Origin of the sequence: Aeromonas sp. QDB63, assembly GCF_027707425.1 — a bacterium.
Lineage (GTDB): Bacteria > Pseudomonadota > Gammaproteobacteria > Enterobacterales > Aeromonadaceae > Aeromonas > Aeromonas caviae.
Genome location: NZ_JAPCIS010000005.1, coordinates 14736 through 33074 on the forward strand (window position 1 = coordinate 14736; position 18339 = coordinate 33074).

The window sequence follows — 18339 nt, forward strand, 5'->3', positions numbered from 1 at the left end:
AACCTGTCCTACTTGCGAGGGCGCCCTTCTGCTGCCATACCCTGTACCAGATTGAGGCGTCAGCCAAAGCAAGGAGAGCATGATGTACACCTACGATATTTCATTTCCGGAGCATGCAGAAAAGCTGGTTCATCCGGATCACCTTCTCACGACTCACTGTCCCGTCCATATCGGTGAGCTGGTGATCCTGGGTGATGGCAGCAAGCGGGAGGTATGCAGCATCGTCCACAGTGCCGAGCGCAGTACCCTCTATGTCACGGACGTGACGCCCGGCAAAGTCACCGCCAGCCGTTGATCCCTAACCGGCGTTCAGAAAAGAGTGGCCATTGAAATCGAAGGCGCTGCGTCCCTCCTCGGCCAGCGCCATCTCCTGCAATACCTGTAGTGCCATCTTGTTGCCCTTTTGCGAGGCCTGATAGAGCCACTGCTTCGCCTCGGCCAGTTCAACCCGCCCGTTGACCCCCATCAGGTGCAGGATGCCCACCTTCAGCATGGCGGGCACATCACCGTTCCTGGCTGCCAGCTCCATCCAGCGAAACGCCTCGTGCAGATCCCGCTTCACCCCGGCCCCGCGCAGATAGACCTCTCCCAGCCGATACTGGCCGAAAGCGTCCCCCGCCTGCGCAGCCTGACGATAGAGTCGGATGGCGCGATCCATATCCTGCTCGCTCCCCTGCCCCACTTCATGGCTCCAACCCATCAGCGCCTGTGCCCGTGGCTGGCCCTGCTCCGCCAGGGGCGACCAGATCCGGGTCGCCTCATCAAAGTGCCCTGTCCGCCAGGCGCGGTTGGCCGCCGCCAGCTCCTGCTCGGTGGAGAGCGGGATCAGACGCCAGATGACCAGCGCAATGAGGGCGATGAAGAGCCAGCGGGCGGTAGTAGGTTGCATGACATTTTCCGTGATCTGGTTCGCATTTCGTCTATGTAAACGAAATGTAGCAACAGATCAAGCAGGAGATCACCCGGGTTCACCCTCTTTCATGGGGTCGCTCTTTGCGAACTTGCAGTTTAACGGGCTACACAGCAAAATAACTGTATATATAAACAGTGAATTGGTGATGTGATGGCAGGACGAGGCGCGAACCACAATGTCGAGCACCGCTTCAGCGGCCCGCAAATCGAAACCGTTGACGACGGCTGGAGTCAGAGCGACTGGGACGCGGCATTTGCCGCCAGCGCTCCCCGCACCGAGGTGACGGAGATCAGCGCCCGCAGCATTATCAGCTACAACGATTCGCCGGATCTTCCCTTCGGTCGCTCCATCAATCCCTATCAGGGGTGCGAGCATGGCTGCATCTACTGCTATGCCAGACCCAGCCACGCCTACCTTGAGCTCTCCCCCGGGCTGGATTTCGAGAGCAAGCTGTTTGCCAAAATCAATGCTGCCGAGCTGCTGCGACGGGAGTTTGCCAAGCCAGCCTATCAGCCACAAACCATCGTGCTGGGGGCCAATACCGATCCCTATCAACCCATCGAGCACCACTATCGCCTGACTCGTGAACTCCTGACGGTGATGCTGGCTCATCGCCATCCGGTAGGGCTCATCACCAAGAGCGCCATGATCCTGCGCGACCTCGATCTGCTGACCGAGCTGGCCCGAGAAGGGTTATGCCAGGTGATGGTGTCGGTCACCACCCTCAATGACACGCTGAGGCGACAGCTGGAGCCCAGGGCCAGCACGGGGGTTGGTCGGATCAAGGTGATCGAACGACTGGCCAAGGCCGGTGTGCCGGTCGGGGTGCTGGCGGCCCCCATGATCCCCAGGCTCAACGAGCCGGAACTGGAACAGATCATCAAGGCCGCCGTCGACGCCGGGGCGGGCTGTGCGGATTACATCTTGCTGAGATTGCCCCACGAGCTCACCACCCTCTTTTGCGACTGGCTCGATACGCACTATCCCGGCCAGAAAGAGGCGATCCTCAACCAGCTGCGGGCGAGCCGGGGTGGCGCACTCAACAGCGCCACCTTTGGCAGCCGCATGCGAGGTGAAGGACAGTTTGCCGACCTGCTCGCCCAGCGCTTTCGCCTGATCAGCAGGCGGCTGCAACTGGGCAAGCGCCATGTAGCACTCAATACAGCCGCCTTCATCCGCCCGGGCGAGCAGTTGCGTCTTTTCTGAGCGCCGTCAGCCCCGTGGTCTCGGCGGGCAGCTCCCCGCTGGATGGCGCTGTGCAATCAGCTCCGCAGGCAGGCGTGATGGCTCGTGCGCCACCTCCTCCTCATCCACCCTAAGGCGCGCCTTCTCCTGCCCTCCCCACATCCGGCTCCACCAGATCTCCCACATTACCCAGCTCGTCATAACAGTGCTCCTGGCAAGCGATGCCTGCCTCTGTGGTGGCCTCATTCAACGCAGGCAGCATGGCTGGCAGTCATGACAGGGCCATGACAGCCGAGTGAAGGAATCGTGTTGATGCGATGGGGTCAACCCTGCATATCAGGAAGATGACGCCGTGGCAGGCAGGGCTGCATGCACGGCAGACGGAGCCGGGCACCAGAGAAGAGAGCGCCAGGGCAAGCACAAGGACGGGGAGAGCCTGCGGTGAGGCGGACAAAAAAAGAGCGACCATCAAGGTCGCTCTTTTGCACCGGACAAAGGGGGACGATTACTCGTCGCTCGCCTCTCCGGTATCGACGGCGCCAGCGTCCGCTGCGGTGTCGGTGCCTTCAGACACCTCCCCTTCAACAGCCAGGGCCTCGGTTTCCTCTTCGTCGCTCTCGGCAACACGCTGCAGGCCGACCACGGTCTCGTCTTCACCGGTACGGATCAGACGCACACCCCCGGTGTTGCGGCCGATGACGCTCACCTCGGACACCCGGGTACGAACCAGGGTACCGCCGTTGGTGATCAGCATGATCTGGTCGGTATCTTCGACCTGGATCGCATCGATCACCTTGCCGTTGCGCTCGTCCACCTTGATGGAGATGACGCCCTGGGTACCACGGCTCTTGGTCGGGTACTCGTCCAGCGCGGTACGCTTGCCGTAACCGTTCTCGGTGGCGGTGAGGATGGCACCATCACCACGGGGCACGATGAGGGAGACCACCTTGTCACCGGCGCCCAGCTTGATGCCGCGCACACCGGCAGCGGTACGACCCATGGGACGTACGCCCTTGAAGGTGCCCTTGCTTTCGGTGCCTTCGCCGTTGTCGCTGCCATCATCGTCGTTGCCGGCGTCGTCGTCGGTGTCGACTTCGTCAGTGGCATCGGTATCAGCGCGACCACTGCCTTCCGCGAAGCGAACAACCTTGCCCGCATCGGAGAAGAGCATGATCTCGTTGCTGCCATCGGTGATGTCCACCCCGATCAGCTCATCACCCTCTTTGAGGTTGATGGCACGGATACCGGAGGAGAGCGGACGGCTGAAGTCGGACAGGCTGGTCTTCTTCACGGTGCCGTTGGCGGTGGCGAAGAAGACGTACTTGTCGGCGTCATATTCTTTCACCGGCAGGATGGCGGTGATGCGCTCACCCTCATCCAGCGGCAGCAGGTTGATGATCGGACGACCGCGGGCGCCACGGGACGCTTCCGGTAGCTGATACACCTTGAGCCAGTAGACCTTGCCACGGGTGGAGAAGCACAGAATGGTGTCGTGGGTGTTGGCCACCAGCAGACGCTCCACAAAGTCCTCTTCCTTGATCCGGGTGGCCGACTTGCCACGACCACCGCGGCGCTGGGCCTCGTAGTCGGAGAGCGGCTGATACTTCACATAGCCCTGGTGAGACAAGGTAACGACCACGTCTTCCGGGGTGATCAGATCTTCGATGTTGATCTCGGCACTGGACATGCTGATCTCGGTGCGACGCTCGTCGCCGTACTGCTCGCGCACGGCCAGCAGCTCGTCACGGATCACTTCCATCAGGCGTTCCGGGCTTGCCAGGATGTGCAGCAGCTCGGCGATGAGATCCAGCAGAGATTGGTACTCTTCCAGAATCTTCTCGTGCTCGAGGCCGGTCAGCTTGTGCAGACGCAGGTCAAGGATGGCCTGGGCCTGGATCTCGGTCAGGAAGTACTGCCCTTCACGGATGCCGAACTCCGGCTCCAGCCACTCGGGGCGAGCCGCGTCGTCGCCCGCTTTTTCCAGCATGGCGGCCACGTTGCCGAGCTCCCAGCCCTTGGCTACCAGGGCGGCTTTCGCATCCGCCGGGGTCGCACTGTGGCGAATGAGCTCGATGATGGGGTCGATGTTGGCCAATGCCACCGCCAACCCTTCCAGGATGTGCGCCCGATCCCGCGCCTTGCGCAGCTCGAACACGGTCCGGCGGGTCACCACTTCACGGCGGTGCAGCAGGAACGCATCCAGGATCTCTTTGAGGTTCATCACCTTGGGCTGGTTGTTGTCCAGCGCCACCATGTTGATGCCGAACGTGGTCTGCATCTGGGTGTGCTTGTAGAGATTGTTCAGCACAATCTCACCGGACTCGCCGCGCTTGATCTCGATGACGATGCGCATGCCGTCCTTGTCGGACTCATCGCGCAGGGCGCTGATGCCCTCGATTTTCTTCTCTTTGACCAGCTCGGCGATCTTTTCGATCAGGCGAGCCTTGTTCACCTGATAGGGGATCTCGTGGACGATGATGGTCTCGCGACTGGTCTTCTCGTCCACCTCCACTTCAGCCTTGGCCCGCACATAGACGGAGCCGCGACCGGTACGGTACGCCTGCACGATGCCGGAACGGCCGTTGATGATGCCGCCGGTGGGGAAATCCGGGCCGGTGACATGGGTCATCAGCTCGTCAATGGTGAGGTCGCCGTTTTCGATCAGCGCCAGGCAACCGTTGACAATCTCGGTGAGGTTGTGAGGCGGGATGTTGGTCGCCATGCCCACCGCGATACCGGAGGAGCCGTTGACCAGCAAGGTGGGGACCTTGGTGGGCATGACAGCCGGGATCATCTCGGTACCGTCGTAGTTCGGCACCCAGTCCACGGTCTCTTTGTCCAGATCGGCCAGCAGCTCGTGGGAGATGCGCGCCATCCGCACTTCGGTGTAACGCATGGCCGCGGCGTTGTCGCCGTCCACCGAACCGAAGTTGCCCTGACCGTCGACCAGCATGTAGCGCATGGAGAAATCCTGCGCCATCCGGACGATGGTGTCATACACGGCGATGTCGCCATGCGGGTGATATTTACCGATTACGTCACCGACCACACGGGCCGATTTTTTATAGGGCTTGTTCCAGTCGTTCCCCAGCTCGTTCATTGCATACAGAACGCGGCGGTGAACCGGTTTCAAGCCATCACGCACATCCGGCAGAGCTCGTCCTACGATCACGCTCATGGCGTAATCCAGATAGGAACTCTTGAGCTCTTCTTCGATGTTGACCGGCGTGATCTCTCTGGCCAGATCGCTCATAGAAAGCCTTAATCCCTAATTAGTTGTTCTTTGGCTTAAACAGCGCGACATGGTAACACACTGAGCCAAATACATTAAGCCACAAATCCGATGAGCACATCGGGCTGGTGCGACGAGGTCGGTCCGTTATAATGCGCGCCAGGACAATAGATTGCGCGCGCCCAGCCCGCTGCGCGCCTTGCCACAGGATCATCAAAACATGAATAGTGATGCCAATGTCGATCTGACAGAAATCGCCAAATTTGAAGCCATCGCCTCCCGCTGGTGGGACATGGAGGGCGAATTCAAGCCGCTGCATCAAATCAACCCGGTGCGCCTTGACTGGATCACCGACAAGAGCGGCGGCCTGTTTGGCAAGCGCGTGCTCGACATCGGCTGCGGTGGCGGCATCCTCTCCGAGAGCATGGCCCGCCGGGGGGCCCGGGTCACCGGCATCGACATGGGCAAGGAACCCCTCGGCGTCGCCCGCCTCCACGCGCTGGAACAAGGTGTGGAGCTCGAGTACCGCCAGATCACCGCCGAAGCCCACGCCGATGAAGCGCCTGGCCAGTATGACGTGGTTACCTGCATGGAGATGCTGGAGCACGTGCCGGACCCGGCCTCGGTGCTGCGCGCCATCGCCACCCTGGTACGGCCGGGGGGAAAGGTGTTCGTCTCCACCATCAACCGCAACCCCAAAGCCTATCTGATGATGATCCTCGGGGCCGAGTACCTGATGAAGATGGTCCCCAAGGGCACTCACGATCACAAGAAGTTCATCACCCCCGCCGAACTGTGTCGCATGGGGGAAGCGGCGGGCCTCCTGGTGCGGGACATGAGCGGCGTTCACTACGCCCCGCTCTCCAACAGCTTCAAGCTCGGCAAGAATGTCGACGTCAACTACATGGTGGCGTTCGAGCGCCCGGAGCAAGGCTGATGAGCACACCTCACCCGATGCCCCTTGGCTGCGTGCTGTTTGATCTGGACGGCACCCTGCTCGACACCGCCCCAGACCTTGGCGCCGCCGTCAATCACGTGCTGATAAGCGAAGGCTTTGCCCCGCTCTCTGAGGACATCATCCGTCAGACCACCTCCCACGGGGCCCTCGGGCTGCTCAGGGCAGGTCTTGGGGACGAGCTGCTGGAGGAGCTGGGGGCCACCCGCCTTCGCACCGCCCTGCTCGACTACTACGCCGCCAACCTCTGCGTCGGCACCCGCCCCTATGAAGGCATGGTGGATCTCATCGAGTGGCTCGACGAGAAAAAGCTGCCCTGGGGCATTGTCACCAACAAGCCGGGCTTTCTCACCGAACCGCTCCTGGCAGCCCTGCCTGAACTCGCCAGTTGCGGCGTGACGGTGAGCGCCGACACCCTGCCGGTGCGCAAGCCCGACCCAGCCCCCATGTTCTTTGCCTGCGAGCGCCTCGGCATCGCGGCGAGCCAGTGTCTCTATGTGGGGGATCACGTGCGCGACATCGAGGCCGGCCGCAATGCCGGCATGCGTACCGCAGTGGCTGGCTGGGGTTATCTCAATGATGACGAGGATCCGGCCCTCTGGGGCGCCGATCTTCACTTTGATACCGTGCAGGCCCTGCACCACTGGCTGCGTTACGAACTGAGCTGACACGTTCATTGCCCATGACCGACAAGGCATCCGGATAGAGGTGGATCTGCGGGGCAACTTTGATGTTGTCCCGATGGCCATGTGGGCATCTGCCCCGGCGCGCAGCTCCCCCAGCAGCGCACCAGAGGGATCCCGGACGATCCCTCTTTTTACGGGCTTGGCAACCCCCCGAACGGCGTAACAGGACACCTTTTGACCCTGACTGCACAAGGGATGAGCAGGCCGGATTTGCTAGTAAAAACACCCTGCTTTCGCAAGCAAAAAAAGTTATTTTAATTTTCCATCTTCGATCTCCGGACTTGCATTTGACGGATCGGACGGATGAAAACCCGTTCGCTGTGAGCGTCCACTAACTCCCGTCCCGACACCCACAATTTATCCACAGCTAATGCGTTATCCACAGATTGCATTACCGCATCGACCTCACTATCTTGTAGTTCGCATTAAAAATAACACTACATCTTGTGATTCATCGCACAATCCCTGCCCAGTTTCCCTCGACAGACGGAGCCGGGTTGCGCCATTGTGCGATGGCTTTTCGGGAATCAACCGATACCGGCAGGTATCAATGAAAGGGGTCATCAGCCAATGAACTTGTTTGTGACGAAGCGTAACGGACACAAAGAACCCATCGATCTGGATAAAATTCACCGTGTGCTCGACTGGGCTGCCGAGAAGCTCGACAACGTGTCGGTCTCCCAGGTGGAGCTCAAGTCCCACATCCAGTTCTATGACGGTATCCGTACCGCCGACATCCACGAGACCATCATCAAGGCTGCTGCTGACCTCATCTCCGAGCAAAGCCCGGACTACCAGTACATGGCTGCCCGTCTGGCCATCTTCCACCTGCGCAAGAAGGCCTACGGCCAGTTCGAGCCGCCCCACCTGTATCAGCACGTCGCCAGACTGGTGGACATGGGCAAGTACGACAAGCACCTGCTGGAAGACTACACCCAGGCGGAATTTGAGGAGCTGAACGGCTACCTCGATCACTGGCGCGACATGGACTTCTCCTACGCGGCGGTCAAGCAGCTCGAAGGCAAGTACCTGGTACAGAACCGCGTCACCGGCGAGATCTACGAGAGCCCGCAGTTCCTCTACATCCTGGTAGCGGCCTGCCTCTTCTCCAAGTATCCGAAAGATACTCGTCTGGACTACATCAAGCGCTTCTATGATGCGGTCTCGACCTTCAAGATCTCCCTGCCGACCCCGATCATGAGCGGCGTGCGCACCCCGACTCGCCAGTTCAGCTCCTGCGTGCTGATCGAGTGCGACGACAGCCTGGATTCCATCAATGCCACCGCCAGCGCCATCGTGCGCTACGTGTCCCAGCGCGCCGGCATCGGCATCAACGCCGGCCGCATCCGTGGTCTGGGCAGCCCCATCCGTGGCGGCGAAGCCTTCCACACCGGCTGCATCCCCTTCTACAAATACTTCCAGACTGCGGTGAAGTGCTGCTCCCAGGGCGGCGTGCGCGGCGGTGCGGCCACCCTCTTCTACCCGCTGTGGCACACCGAGGTGGAGAGCCTGCTGGTACTGAAGAACAACCGCGGCGTGGAAGAGAACCGGGTCCGTCACATGGACTACGGCGTGCAGATCAACAAGCTGATGTACCAGCGCCTCATCAAGGGCGGTGACATCACCCTGTTCTCCCCGTCCGATGCACCAGGTCTCTATGACGCCTTCTTCGCGGACCAGGACAAGTTCGAAGCGCTCTACGTCAAGTACGAGCAGGATCCGGCCATTCGCAAGAAGACCCTGAAGGCGGTGGATCTCTTCTCCCTGATGATGCAGGAGCGCGCAGGTACCGGCCGCATCTACATCCAGAACGTGGATCACTGCAACACCCACAGCCCGTTCGATCCGAGCGTGGCGCCGGTACGCCAGTCCAACCTCTGCCTCGAGATTGCGCTGCCCACCAAGCCGCTCAACAACGTGGATGACGAGGACGGCGAAATTGCCCTGTGCACTCTCTCCGCCTTCAACCTGGGCGCCATCGAGAAGCTGGAAGATCTGGAAGAGATGGCCGAGCTGGCCGTGCGCGCTCTGGACGCCCTGCTCGACTATCAGGACTACCCGCTCAAGGCAGCCAAGAAGGGCAGCATGAACCGCCGCACCTTGGGTATCGGCGTCATCAACTACGCCTACTACCTGGCGAAAAACGGTGCCCGCTACTCCGACGGTTCCGGTCTGGCCCTGACCCACCGCACCTTCGAGGCGATCCAGTACTACCTGCTGAAGGCCTCCGTGCAACTGGCCCGCGAGTTCGGCCCCTGCCCGGCCTTCAACGAGACCACCTATGCCCAGGGTATCCTGCCTATCGATACCTATAAAAAGGATCTGGACACTCTGTGCAATGAACCCCTGCACCTGGACTGGGAAACCTTGCGCGAAGAGATCAAGACCGTGGGTTTGCGCAACTCCACCCTGACCGCCCTGATGCCGAGCGAGACCTCCAGCCAGATCTCCAACGCCACCAACGGCATCGAGCCGCCCCGCGGCCTGGTGTCGGTGAAAGCCTCCAAGGATGGCATCCTCAAGCAGGTGGTGCCGGAGTATCACCGCCTGAAGGATCAGTACGAACTGCTGTGGAAACAGCCGAGCGTCGACGGTTACCTGCAGCTGGTCGGCATCATGCAGAAGTTCGTGGATCAGGCGATCTCCGCCAACACCAACTACGACCCTGCCCGCTTCGAAGGCAACAAGGTGCCGATGAAGCAGTTGCTCAAAGACTTGCTGACCGCCTACAAATACGGTCTCAAGACCCTCTACTATCACAACACCCGTGATGGTGCCGACGACACCCAGACCGATCTGCAAGATGACGGCTGCGCTGGCGGGGCTTGCAAGATCTAACCGCGAAACGCACTGATAAACCGGGCGGGAGCATCAAGCTCCCGCCCTCCTGTTTTCCCTATTTCACGGCATTCGAACCATGGCTTACTCTACTTTTTGCCAGACCCAAAACGATCAGCTCAAGGAGCCGATGTTCTTCGGCCAGTCGGTCAACGTGGCTCGTTATGATCAGCAAAAGCACGACATCTTCGAGCGGCTGATCGAGAAGCAGCTCTCCTTCTTCTGGCGCCCGGAAGAGGTGGATGTCTCCCACGACCGCATCGACTTCCAGGCTCTGCCGCCCCACGAGCAGCACATCTTCATCTCCAACCTGAAGTACCAGACCCTGCTGGATTCCATTCAGGGCCGCAGCCCCAACGTGGCCCTGCTGCCCCTGGTCTCCATTCCGGAGCTGGAGACCTGGATCGAGACCTGGGCCTTCTCCGAGACCATCCACTCTCGCTCCTACACCCACATCATCCGCAACATCGTCAACAACCCGGGCCAGGTGTTCGACGACATCGTGACCAACGAGCAGATCTTGAAGCGCGCCGGCTCAATCAGCCACTTCTATGACGATCTCATCGAGGCCACCTCCGTCTATCACCTGCACGGTGAGGGAACCCACCGGATCGGGGATCGCGAAGTCACCATCAGCCTGCGGGAGCTCAAGAAGAAGCTCTACCTGTGCCTGATGAGCGTCAACGCCCTCGAAGCAATCCGCTTCTACGTGAGCTTCGCCTGCTCCTTCGCCTTCGCCGAGCGCGAGCTGATGGAGGGCAACGCCAAGATCATCAAGATGATCGCCCGTGACGAAGCGCTGCACCTGACCGGCACCCAGCACATGCTGAACCTGATGCGCAGCGGCAACGACGACCCCGACATGGCGGAGATCGCCGTCGAGTGCGAGCAGGCCTGCTTCGAGCTGTTCAAGGAAGCGGCCCTGCAGGAGAAGGAGTGGGCCGAATACCTGTTCCAGGACGGCTCCATGATCGGCCTGAACAAGGACATCCTCTGCCAGTACGTGGAATACATCACCAACCTGCGCATGGCGGCCGTCGGCCTGCAACCGGCCTTTGCCGGCACCAAGCAGAACCCCATCCCCTGGATCAACACCTGGCTCTCCTCCGACAACGTGCAGGTGGCGCCCCAGGAAGTGGAAGTGAGCTCCTATCTGGTGGGTCAGATCGACAGTGAAGTGCACGCCGACGATCTGGGTGACTTCGAGCTGTGATGCAAGGCAACCTCTGCTGGCAGACCATGATGCGGGAGAGTGACGTCCGTGAGTGACGCCACCGCCACCCTGAACGCGCCCCTGCATTCCGCCACCACGGCGTCGGAGGGGCAAGCCCTCCAGGTACAGACCCTGGACGGTGTGCTGCACCCCCATCCCGGCGAAAGCGTGCTGGAGACCCTGGAGCGCCACGGCCATCACGTGGAATTCCAGTGCCGCAGCGGCTATTGCGGCGCCTGCCGCACCCCGCTGCTGGCGGGCAAGGTGCACTACGCCGCCGTCCCGCTCGCCTTTGTCTCCCAGGGGGAGTGCCTCCCCTGCTGCTGTCAGCCGGTGGGCGCCATCAAGCTCGATATCCGAAAGGGCTGACGGCCCTTATCGCCAGATCTGCCCCGCAAACAAAAAGCCGCCGGATTGCTCCGGCGGCTTTTTTCATGGGAATGTCCCGTCTCTTAAATGAGGGGCCATGACCCTCTTGCGTTACAACCAGGGGGCGGCGGTCGGCCCGTGGTGCAGACCCAGCTTCCAGACCCGGCCAAAGTGCTTATAGTGACCGGCCGCGACACCGGCCTTCTCACCCATACCGTGGTAGAGATCGAGGTGGCCCTTCTTCACCGCGCCCCCCACATCCAGCGCAATCAGCAGCCGCAGCTGGTGCTTGCCGGTCCAGTTGCCTGCTTTGTCCAGCAGCGGCACTTCCGCGAGGATGGGGGTGCCCATGGGCAGCAGGGTCTTGTCGGCAGCCACCGCCGCCATGGGCAAGAGCGGAATGCCGGCGGCCCCCACCACGTCATTGGTGGGACGGCGCTCGAAGAAGACATAGGAGGGGTTCTGCTCCACCAGCTCCTTCACGCTCTCTTCCGGCTGACGATTGGCCCACTCCTTGATGGCCTTCATGGACATCTGCTCCTTGGGCACTTCGCCACGGTCGATGAGCACCCGGCCAATGCTGACATAGCCGTGGCCGTTCTTGCCGCTGTAACCGAGGTACTGCAACCGGTCGTCATCGCCGTAGTGAACGAACCCGGAACCCTGCACGTCCATCAGGAAGTTGTCGATGAGGGACTTGCTGTAGCCCAGCTCCAGCCCCCGGTTGGCCAGCGCCCCCCGGTGGATCTCGGCCCGGCTCGGGCAGCGGTCGCCGCAGTTGGGCATGGCATAGATGGGATACTTGTACTGGGCGTCCGGGCGATGGCGCACTTCCAGCACCGGCGAGTAGTAACCGGTGAAAAGCACGTTGCCCATGCGGTCGGCACCGCCAAGCTGCGCCAGGCTGATGCCGTACTGGGTGATATGGGCGGGATTGCCCCCATTGGCGACCCAGCGTGAGAGTTGACGGTAGAGCTCCCCATAGCGGCTCGCCATGCGGCCGGAGCGTTCCATCACCAGCCGGCTCTGGGGACCGAACTTGCTGTAATCGGCGCGGACGCGGCTGTTGACCCGCTCCACCCGCACCAGATCCCCCGGCAGGGCACCATCCAGATACTGCTTGCCCAGATTCTCAGGGATCTCGCAGTTCAGAAAACATCCGGATTCCGCCTTCTTCTGGGGCACCTTGACCGGTTCAGGATTGCCCGCACAACCGGCCAGCCCCACCACGGCGGCGGCCAACCAGTACGCATGTCTATTCATATGTCCTCATATAACACCGAGTGTCTTGCACGGCGGGGAAGATGCCAAAATTGCCCGGGGAAAGCAAACGCCTTCACGCCCCCGACGACGGATTTCTCCTGCCGTGATCTTCTGGGTTATAACAAGGTGACAAGGTGTGAGAGGTCATGGATGGAACAGCTCGAAATCTTCCCGCTCCAGAGCCCCTGTGTCGGGGTCTGCGAACTGAACAACAAGGGGTATTGCAAGGGATGCCTGCGAAGTCGCGAGGAGCGTTTCAACTGGCTTGCCATGACCCCTGCCCAGCAGCAGGAGGTGATGCGCCTGTGCCGCAGCCGCAAGGCCAGGGTCGAGGCCGCTCGCCGCAAGGCGCAGGCCGCAGAGGCGGCCGATCCGCCGCCCCCGCCGGGCTGGGATTTTTAAATCCCACGTTGCCCCTCCCCCCAACAAGAAAGGCGGCCCCAGGGCCGCCTTGTCATTAAGAGTGTGTCACGCCGTGACGCCCTCAGGCGGTCGCCAGCTTGGCCTGCTCCTCGCCACGCTTGAGCATGGCGTAGGCCACCCCGGTCACCAGAGAACCGGCCGCGATCGCCAGGATGTACATCATCACATGGCTGATGGCGTTCGGGATGAAGAGCACGAACAGACCACCGTGGGGTGCCACCAGCTCGCAGCCGAACAGCATGGAGAGCGCACCGGTCAGGGCACCGCCCGCCATGCAGGCCGGGATGACGCGCATGGGGTCCTTGGCGGCAAACGGGATGGCCCCCTCGGAGATGAAGCACAGACCCAGCACGAAGGAGGCCTTGCCCGCCTCCTGCTCCGCCTTGATGAACTTTCTGCTGGCCAGGAAGGTCGCGATCCCCATCCCCAGTGCAGGCACCATGCCGGCGGCCATGACCGCTGCCATGGGGGCATAGGTCTTGGAGGCGAGCAGGCCGACACCGAAGGCATAAGCCGCCTTGTTGACCGGGCCACCCATGTCGAAGCACATCATGGCGCCGATGATGACACCCAGCAGCACGGCGTTGGCAGAGCCCATGTTGTTGAGGAACTCGGTCATGGCATTCATGATGCCCGCCACCGGGCCACCCACCACGTAGATCATCACCAGACCGGTGAACAGGCTGGCAAAGAGCGGAATGATGAGGATGGGCTTGAGGGCTTCCAGGGTGACCGGCAGGCGCACCTTGTCGCTCAGGAACTTGGCGCTGTAACCGGCGAGGAAGCCGCCGACGATGCCGCCAAGGAAACCGGCGCCGAGCGAGCTTGCCAGCATACCGGCGATCATGCCGGGCGCCAGACCCGGACGGTCGGCGATGGAGTAGGCGATGTAGCCTGCCAGCACCGGGATCATCAGGGCGAAGGCGGAGCCGCCACCGATCTTCATCAGGGCCGCGGCCAGCGTCCCCTCTTCCTTGAACGCTTCAATGCCGAAGATGAAGGAGAGCGCGATGATAAGGCCCCCCGCTACCACCATGGGCAGCATGAAGGAGACACCGGTCAGCAGGTGCTTGTAGGGGCCCGCCTTTTCCTCTTTCTTGACCGCAGCCGCGCCGCTGTGGCGATAGACCTTCGCCTCGGTCCAGGCCTTGTCGAGCTCGGCCCGGGTTTTCTTCAGGGCAGCCCCCGTGCTGGTGCGATAGACCGGCTTGCCGTCAAAGCGCGCCATGTCCACCTCGATGTCAGTGGCGAGGAACACCAGATCGGCGGCGGCAATCTCGTCCGCCGTCAAGGCATTCTGGGCACCGACCGATCCCTGGGTCTCGACGCGGATCTGGTGACCCAGCTGCTTGGCCATGGTCTCCAGGGCCTCGGCCGACATGAAGGTGTGGGCCACCCCGGTCGGGCAGGCCGTCACCGCCACGATGCGCTTGGCACCGCTGGCCGGTTTGGCAACCACAGGCGTCGCCTCATGGCGATAGACGCTGGCACCGCTTCGCGCGGCGTCCAGCAGGGCAGCGGGATCCTGGAGCGCCAGATCCATGTCGCCCCGATAGAGCGACTTGCCATCATAGGCGGCCAGATCCACCGGTGCGCTGGCAACGACCAGCACCAGGTCGGCGGCGGCAATCAGCTCTTTCGAGGGAACCTGACGGGGCTGCACGCTGGAGTCGACGTCGAGGGTGAGCTCCCAGCCAGCCAGTTTGGCCTGCTGTTCTATCCGTTTTGCAGCGAGAAAGCTAGTGGCAATGCCCGCCGGGCAAGCCGTAACCAGAATTGCTTTCATTGGGCATCTCCTGAGTTAGCCATCAAATGGGGTTGGGGTTGAGTCGGTGCCAGATCATCCAGACGCTGTACGCGCACCTGCTCGAGTAACGGTTTGAGCACATTGATATCGTTGAAGCCGACCGCGACCTGGCTCACCGCCAGTGCCGAGACGGCGGTGGCCAGCCGCAGGGTCTGCTCCGGCGTCCAGTCCAGGCTCATGCCATGGACCAGGCCCGCCACCAGGGAGTCGCCGGCACCCACGGTGCTGACCACCTCCATGCGCGGCGGAATCGCCTGCCAGGTGGCATCCGGTGCAAACCAGATGAGGCCGTCGGCACCATTGGAGATCACCACGTTGGGGATCCCGCTGGCCTGCAGCGCGCGGGCGCACTCGGCCTGCTCGCTCAGGGTCTTCACGGGGCGACCCGCCCACTGGCTCAGCTCTTCCAGGTTGGGTTTGACCAGGGTCGGCGCCGCCTTGATCCCTTCGCTCAACGCCGCGCCGCTGCAATCGAAGATCACCTGCTTGCCCTTGGCCTTGAGCAGACGGATCAGATGGCCGCAGTAATCGGGGGCCACCCCTTTGGGCAGGCTGCCCGCCAGCACGAACCAGTCAGTGTGGGGTGCCAGTCGCTCCAGCGCCGCTTCCAGGGCGCTGACATCGCCTTCCTGCACCGCGAGTCCCGGCAGATTGAGATCGGTCACCCGGCCGGATTGTTCGGAGATCTTGACGTTGATCCGGGTGTCGCCCGCCACGCGCACGAAGTGATCGGCAAGGGCACGCTCCTCGAACAGGGAGACGAAGCTCTGCTGGTTACCCTCGCCGAGCCAGCCGGTCAGGCCTACGTCACGGCCGAGATCTTTCAAGACCATGGCGACGTTGATCCCCTTGCCCGCGGCGCGCAAGTTGGCCTCGCTCACCAGATTGACCTCGCCAGGGTGCATGGCCTCCAGACGGGTGGTGAGATCGAGCGCGGGATTAAGGGTGATGGTGACGATGTCCATCAGTGCGCCCCCTCGCCCAAGCCGGCGGCAATGGCTTCGCCAATGCCCTTGAGGGCTGCTTCGGCATCCGCTCCTTCGGCGCGAAACGCCAGACGATGACCGCACTTGACCCCAAGCCCGATCACCTTCATCAGGCTCTTGGCAGAGACGGCTTCACCGCTGCCATCGAGGTTGGCGACGCGGATGTCGGATTCATACTCCTTGGCCACCTTGACCAGCATGGCGCCCGGACGGGCATGCAGACCGTGGGGGTTGATGATGGTGAAGGTCTCGGACAGCCCGCTCGCCGGACCCGCCTGCAACATGGCCAGACCGTCGCTGCCAGAAAGGGTGGCCAACTGGCCGGCTGCGGCCAGCTTGGCCAGATTCTCGAGTTGCGGCAGATGGCCGCTATCTGCGGCACACAGCAGTAGCAGGGCGCTGACCGGCAATTCACCGACGTTCAGCGGGGTGCTCGGGGTGGCCAGCACCCAACCGGTCTGGGCCGCTTGCGCACGGGCCAGCCAGATGCCCTCCCCCAGGTGAACAGGCTGGCTGGCCAGGAGGGCGCTCACCATGGCGGCGTCTCCCCAGCCTGCGGATTTGGCGCGGGCCGCAGCCCCCAGCAGCAACTGGTCCTGGTCGTCGGCCGGGAAGTCCGCCAGGGTCAGGTATTGCACCTCTTTGGCGGCAGTCGCGCCAGTCAGGATATTGATGATGGTCTCTTCGTCGGTCGCCCCCTTGAGCTGGGCTGCGGCCTGCTCGTCACCCAGCACGTGGGTGAGCTGGCGCAAGATCCCCAGGTGCTCGTCGGACTTGGCGGCGATGCCGATGGCGACGTAGGCAATCTGCCCCTCGTCCCACTCGATGCCGTGGGGGAACTGGGCCACCATGACACCGGTGCTCTTCACCAGATGACGGGTGTCCGTGGTGCCGTGGGGAATGGCGATACCGCTGCCAAGATAGGTGGCGTGCTGCGCTTCCCGCGCCAGCATGCCGTCCACGTAACCTGCTTCAACCAGACCGGCGTCGGTCAGTTTGCTTGCCAGCAGGGCGATGGCGTCCGCCTTGGTCGTCACCGATTGTCCCAACAGGATTTGCTGTCGCGCCAACTTCAACATAGAGATTCTCCATCAGGTCCGGCTTCGCCTCGCGGCGTACCGGCGCAACTCAACTCGATTTTCGGGTAACTTGCCTGCTGACAATAGACGGTGATCTCTCGCTTTGGTGAGCCGGAACCCATTTCCAAGTGCAGATAATCATCCGTTACTGACAAGCTGAATCGTTTCACTTACACTCAGACTGAATCGTTTCAGCGCATTGTTCAAGATCCCGCAGAAAGTACGTTTCAATGATATGATCCCGCGCACACTTTTCGGCGCCCCAACCAGGAACCGGCGCGGGCCTTGCAACTCAAACAGAGCCAACATGATGAAACTGGATGAAATCGCCGCGCTGGCCGGTGTCTCTCGCACCACCGCCAGCTATGTGATCAATGGCAAGGCCGATCAATACCGCATCAGCCAGGCAACCCGCGACAAGGTGATGGCCGTGGTCCATGCCCACAACTATCAGCCGGACAGCCGCGCCGCCTCCCTGCGCGGCGGCCAGACCCGCACCCTCGGCTTCATCCTGCCCGACCTCGAAAACGCCAGTTACGCCAAGCTCGCCAAGCGCCTGGAGCAAGGGGCCCGCACCCAGGGATATCAGTTGCTCATCGTCTGCTCGGAGGACGATCCGGACACCGAAAAGGAGCTGGCCCGGATGCTGGTGAGCCGCCATGTGGACGCGCTCCTGGTGGCAAGCTGCCTCCCCCCGGCGGATCCCTTCTACCTGGAGCAGCAGTCCCGGGGCGTGCAGATCCTCGCCATCGACCGTGCCATGGCCACCGAGCACTTCGTCACCGTGGCGAGTGAAAACCAGAAGGCGAGCCTGGACCTCACCGCCTCCCTGCTCACCCCGGCCATCGGTCATATCGCCTTGATCACTGCACTGCCGGAACTGACGATCAGCCAGGAGCGAAAAGCGGGCTTCGAACAGGCGATTGCCAGTCACAGTGCGACCCGCCACCTGTGTGAAGGGGCCCACTTCTCGCGCACCGAAGGGTATCGCCTGATCAAGACGCTCCATCAGCAGCTCGGCCAACTGCCCGAGGCGCTGATCACCACCTCCTACATCCTGATGGAGGGGGTGCTCGACTACCTGCTGGAGCAGGAGGCCGACATGAGCCAGCTCGCCATGGCTACCTTCGGGGATGACCGCCTGCTCGATTTCCTCCCCTTTGGCATCAACTCCCTGCCCCAGCAGCACGACGCCCTGGCAAGCCAGGCCCTGACGCTGGCCCTCAAGGCGGTCAATGGCGACTACCAGAGCGGCCTGCACTATGTGAGCCGTACCCTCAAACGCCGCCGCTGACGCGAAACGGACGTGCCGAAGGCGACCACGGTCGCCTTTGCGTGTTTTTACGCCATCCACTCCAGACAACTGTCATCATTTATTTCCACACAAGCG

Annotated in this window: 16 protein-coding genes; 9 read left to right on the forward strand and 7 right to left on the reverse strand. The window is 62.0% G+C overall.

Annotated features, from left to right (window positions below; all coding sequences use genetic code 11):
- The first annotated feature begins 82 nt into the window (after window positions 1-82).
- On the forward strand, window positions 83-295 hold the full coding sequence (locus PG879_RS05060; RefSeq protein WP_010674802.1) for a hypothetical protein: 213 nt from the start codon (window positions 83-85) through the stop codon (window positions 293-295).
- Between the two features lie 3 nt (window positions 296-298).
- Here PG879_RS05060 and PG879_RS05065 read toward each other — a convergent pair whose 3' ends face one another.
- Window positions 299-889 carry a tetratricopeptide repeat protein gene (locus PG879_RS05065; protein ID WP_042017101.1) on the reverse strand — a complete coding sequence of 197 codons (591 nt, stop codon included), beginning with the start codon at window positions 887-889 and terminating at the stop codon, window positions 299-301.
- Between the two features lie 174 nt (window positions 890-1063).
- Between PG879_RS05065 and PG879_RS05070 the strand changes: the two genes are divergently transcribed.
- Window positions 1064-2119 (forward strand): PA0069 family radical SAM protein, encoded by a 1056-nt coding sequence (locus PG879_RS05070; protein WP_103261894.1) that lies wholly within the window; start codon window positions 1064-1066, stop codon window positions 2117-2119.
- Between the two features lie 6 nt (window positions 2120-2125).
- On the opposite strand, the gene PG879_RS05075 is transcribed toward PG879_RS05070, so the two are convergent.
- On the reverse strand, window positions 2126-2299 hold the full coding sequence (locus PG879_RS05075; RefSeq protein ID WP_164882096.1) for a hypothetical protein: 174 nt from the start codon (window positions 2297-2299) through the stop codon (window positions 2126-2128).
- A gap of 304 nt (window positions 2300-2603) precedes the next feature.
- Window positions 2604-5351, reverse strand: coding sequence for a DNA topoisomerase (ATP-hydrolyzing) subunit A (gene gyrA / locus PG879_RS05080; protein WP_043155499.1), 2748 nt, complete (start codon window positions 5349-5351; stop codon window positions 2604-2606).
- Window positions 5352-5550: 199 nt separating this feature from the next.
- Here gyrA and ubiG point away from each other — a divergent pair, with 199 nt between their 5' ends.
- The 5 genes from ubiG (at window position 5551) to yfaE (ending at window position 11391) form a co-directional block, all read left to right on the forward strand.
- The gene (gene ubiG, locus PG879_RS05085) at window positions 5551-6267 is read left to right on the forward strand and encodes a bifunctional 2-polyprenyl-6-hydroxyphenol methylase/3-demethylubiquinol 3-O-methyltransferase UbiG (RefSeq protein WP_041211453.1); all 717 of its coding nucleotides are present in this window, start codon (window positions 5551-5553) and stop codon (window positions 6265-6267) included.
- Window positions 6267-6953: an HAD family hydrolase gene (locus PG879_RS05090; RefSeq protein ID WP_041211454.1), complete on the forward strand. Its 687-nt coding sequence runs from the start codon at window positions 6267-6269 to the stop codon at window positions 6951-6953. Before ubiG ends, PG879_RS05090 begins: the two co-directional genes overlap by 1 nt.
- 588 nt (window positions 6954-7541) lie before the next feature.
- Window positions 7542-9809 (forward strand): class 1a ribonucleoside-diphosphate reductase subunit alpha, encoded by a 2268-nt coding sequence (gene nrdA, locus PG879_RS05095; RefSeq protein WP_010674815.1) that lies wholly within the window; start codon window positions 7542-7544, stop codon window positions 9807-9809.
- Between the two features lie 79 nt (window positions 9810-9888).
- Window positions 9889-11022 carry a class Ia ribonucleoside-diphosphate reductase subunit beta gene (gene nrdB, locus PG879_RS05100; RefSeq protein WP_010674816.1) on the forward strand — a complete coding sequence of 378 codons (1134 nt, stop codon included), beginning with the start codon at window positions 9889-9891 and terminating at the stop codon, window positions 11020-11022.
- A gap of 48 nt (window positions 11023-11070) precedes the next feature.
- On the forward strand, window positions 11071-11391 hold the full coding sequence (yfaE, locus tag PG879_RS05105; RefSeq protein WP_041211579.1) for a class I ribonucleotide reductase maintenance protein YfaE: 321 nt from the start codon (window positions 11071-11073) through the stop codon (window positions 11389-11391).
- Between the two features lie 111 nt (window positions 11392-11502).
- Here yfaE and mltA read toward each other — a convergent pair whose 3' ends face one another.
- A complete protein-coding gene (mltA, locus tag PG879_RS05110; RefSeq protein WP_041211455.1) occupies window positions 11503-12654 on the reverse strand; it encodes a murein transglycosylase A in 1152 nt (383 codons plus the stop codon).
- 150 nt (window positions 12655-12804) lie between these two features.
- Between mltA and PG879_RS05115 the strand changes: the two genes are divergently transcribed.
- Window positions 12805-13056, forward strand: a complete 252-nt coding sequence (locus PG879_RS05115) for a DUF1289 domain-containing protein (protein WP_039040754.1) — start codon at window positions 12805-12807, stop codon at window positions 13054-13056.
- Between the two features lie 82 nt (window positions 13057-13138).
- Here PG879_RS05115 and fruA read toward each other — a convergent pair whose 3' ends face one another.
- From fruA to fruB, 3 genes are read right to left on the reverse strand one after another with little or no spacing between them, the layout of a single operon-like run.
- Window positions 13139-14863, reverse strand: coding sequence for a PTS fructose transporter subunit IIBC (gene fruA, locus PG879_RS05120; RefSeq protein ID WP_010674820.1), 1725 nt, complete (start codon window positions 14861-14863; stop codon window positions 13139-13141).
- Complete coding sequence (gene pfkB / locus PG879_RS05125) at window positions 14860-15849, reverse strand: 1-phosphofructokinase (RefSeq protein ID WP_010674821.1); 990 nt, start codon at window positions 15847-15849, stop codon at window positions 14860-14862. Before pfkB ends, fruA begins: the two co-directional genes overlap by 4 nt.
- Entirely contained in the window at window positions 15849-16949 is a 1101-nt protein-coding gene (gene fruB / locus PG879_RS05130; protein WP_010674822.1) for a fused PTS fructose transporter subunit IIA/HPr protein, read from the reverse strand. The genes pfkB and fruB overlap by 1 nt, the downstream gene beginning before the upstream one ends.
- A gap of 307 nt (window positions 16950-17256) precedes the next feature.
- Between fruB and cra the strand changes: the two genes are divergently transcribed.
- Complete coding sequence (gene cra, locus PG879_RS05135; RefSeq protein WP_010674823.1) at window positions 17257-18243, forward strand: catabolite repressor/activator; 987 nt, start codon at window positions 17257-17259, stop codon at window positions 18241-18243.
- The last annotated feature ends 96 nt before the right edge of the window (window positions 18244-18339 follow it).